Here is a 2,498-nt window from a genome sequence, read left to right as displayed (position 1 = left end):
GAGGCGTTAGTATAAACTAGCCTTCAAAGTGGTTCGAAAAACGGGGCGCACCGCCCCTGTTCTCAGATCCGGCTGATGTCCGGGCACACTTCAAGCGATGGAAGACCTCCTTCAAAAGAAACGGTGTCCTGAAGGTCGTCACTCAAGCCCAAGCCCTATTGGAGCACGGCCCCGTCGTTGATTCCGAAACCGCCCGCTCCGAGATCAGCTACTTCCAAACCAACGCCTCCCGCATGCTCTATCGCACCTATCGACGTAACGGCTGCTTCATTGGCTCTGGCGTTGTTGAGGCCGGCTGCAAGACCGTCATCGGCCAGCGCGCGAAGCAATCCGGCATGTTCTGGACCGTCTCAGGCGCAGAAAATGTTCTCAGCCTTCGATGCCTCGCCATGGATAATGCCCTCGACCAATTCTGGCAACAACGCAAAATCGCATGACTCCTCCCCATCTCAGTAACTTTCTTGTCCCGCACCCGCTCTTCGGCGCTGATTCATTTCCGTGGTATCCAGCTTGGTTTGCGGGCAGTTACCAAAGAGAAGGCCTTTCGGTGACCCTTTGACGACATCGCATCGTAGAAGCCCTGGGTGGTGGCCAGGCGTGGGTTCGGCTGGCGCTGGATCCAGTGTGGCGCCAGCTCGTCGCATCGCGTCGGCCTTCTTATGCGGTTTTTGTCCATCGGCCCGCCGATTTCCTCTAGCCTTCCTCCTGCCGCTCGGTTACCCTTGCGACATTGGCTTCGAGTAGTAGTTCTTTCACGTTTTCACGCGCGGTCCTCCTACAGGGGACTTGCACCCCATTTGCAACGCGCCCATGTTGGGCGCACACAAACGGCTGCACGGAACGGGAAGACCCGCCCGTGAGCCGTCACGAACGCGGCGCGGGTTCTACCCGCCACGCATGACCCGTGTCGTGTTGTGCATGTGAGATGTAAAGGCGTGGAGGTAGATGTGTGAGAATATGGCAAGAGACAAAACTTCCGCATCAGACGATAGGTTTTGAAATGCCGGACCTGCCGGGGCAGCCATTCAGACTTGTTGTCCCCGAACTCATCTCAGATTACGGCGGAGCGCTTTTCCCCTGGGCCCATCCGAGTCCGGAATGGGAAATAGCCGAGAAGTCAGCCCGGTGCTTGATCGAGATCAGAGGAACGATCCGAATGTCGGCAGAAGTGCTGTTCTGCGGCCAGAAGATCGACATTGTTGTCAGTGTCACGAACTTGTCGGAACGTATTTGGGAGAAAGTGAATCTCTTTACCTGCTTTGCTTACTATACAGCGCCGCTGTTCAATGACCCGGATCTGGTGAGGACCTACTTCCCTGTTGCCGCAGGCAGATGGAAATCTGTTGCCGACCTGTTTGTCGAACACGATCCCGGGGACGGGCCGTACACCTTCTTTCCGGTTCGCCACGGCCCGGTCCTGTCGGATCTCTGGGTATGCCGGGCGATCAACCAGAACCATTCTCAGGAAGTCTTCTGGGGAACCGCGTGCGTGGCGTCTTCATGCAGCCAGAGGGTGGCGGGAATGATCTCGGCAAGGCCCCGCGTATGTTTTCAACAACCGTCGTGAGTGTTGCATTCACGCGGACCCGTTTCTGGGGACTATCGTGCCCGGTGAGACAATACAGGGCATCAGCACCATTCACATTTTTCGCGGGTCGGTGAAGGACTTCGACGCAGTCCGTAACAGTGTAGTGCGCCATGGGATTGTTGCCTGTTCTGAAACCCAGGGAAGCCGCGCGTGTTCTTGAACGACTCGGCTTCGTCCAGGTCGTCAGCGAGGATCGCATCGGCAGTTCCGTCATCCGGACGGTCGCCAGACAACGGCGCCGGACCACGGCTCACGCGACCTCTCGCCTGTCATCCTCAGGCAGATCGTCAAGGACATCGGGCTGACACCGGACGAATTCCCGGATCAGCGTTGAGGAAGCCCGAACCAGCCGTCGGTATCGCCCTCCGCTGCGGTGATGTCCGATACTTCCTGTAAAAGTGGAGAAGGTGTAACCTCCTGAAAAACAACAAAAAAGCGTGGTCGAGGTAACGGCCGCGCAGGGAGGTTACACCGACGAAGAGGGTAGCACCGAGTGAGCGGATGGAGCAAGAACTGTTTACGGGGCTTCGGACGGGCGGGGATCCGCTGGGGGAGGCGGCGCGCCGCAGGGCACGGATGATCCTGCAACGTGTCATGGAATGGGAGGTGGAAGACTTCCTGGGACGGAGGCGCTACGAGCGGTCCGGAGACGGAGCGCTGCGGGGACATCGCAACGGCTATGAACCGAAGAAGGTCCACATAGCCGAGGGCAGCATCGAATTGCAGGCGCCGCAGGTGCGCAATGCCCTGGAGCCGTTCGAGTCGGCCTGGCTGGCGGCGATCGGGAAGCGCTCGTCGCGGCTGCTGGAGCTGGTGCCGATGCTGTGCGTCAAGGGCATGAGCCAGCGGGATATCGTGCGTATTCCGCGATGATCCGGACACTGAATCCGCGATCATTCCGGACACCGAA

General features: G+C 58.8%; 3 protein-coding genes and 1 pseudogene. 3 read left to right on the top strand and 1 reads right to left on the bottom strand.

Translation table 11 applies throughout. The features are described from left to right. Positions 1 to 155 precede the first annotated feature (155 nt). The gene (locus QME66_13370; GenBank protein ID MDI6809936.1) at positions 156 to 329 is read right to left on the bottom strand and encodes a hypothetical protein; all 174 of its coding nucleotides are present in this window, start codon (positions 327 to 329) and stop codon (positions 156 to 158) included. A 620-nt stretch (positions 330 to 949) separates the two neighbouring features. Between QME66_13370 and QME66_13365 the strand changes: the two genes are divergently transcribed. The 3 genes and pseudogenes from QME66_13365 (at position 950) to QME66_13355 (ending at position 2,461) form a co-directional block, all read left to right on the top strand. Next, complete coding sequence (locus tag QME66_13365; GenBank protein MDI6809935.1) at positions 950 to 1,567, top strand: hypothetical protein; 618 nt, start codon at positions 950 to 952, stop codon at positions 1,565 to 1,567. Between the two features lie 131 nt (positions 1,568 to 1,698). Further along, positions 1,699 to 1,922, top strand: a pseudogene (locus tag QME66_13360) (type II toxin-antitoxin system HicA family toxin). 167 nt (positions 1,923 to 2,089) lie between these two features. Continuing rightward, complete coding sequence (locus QME66_13355; protein ID MDI6809934.1) at positions 2,090 to 2,461, top strand: transposase; 372 nt, start codon at positions 2,090 to 2,092, stop codon at positions 2,459 to 2,461. The last annotated feature ends 37 nt before the right edge of the window (positions 2,462 to 2,498 follow it).

The sequence above is a fragment of the Candidatus Eisenbacteria bacterium genome, assembly GCA_030017955.1.
Lineage (GTDB): Bacteria > Eisenbacteria > RBG-16-71-46 > JASEGR01 > JASEGR01 > JASEGR01.
Note: the sequence above shows the minus strand (reverse complement) of the source record. Positions and strands in the feature narration are given on the sequence as shown.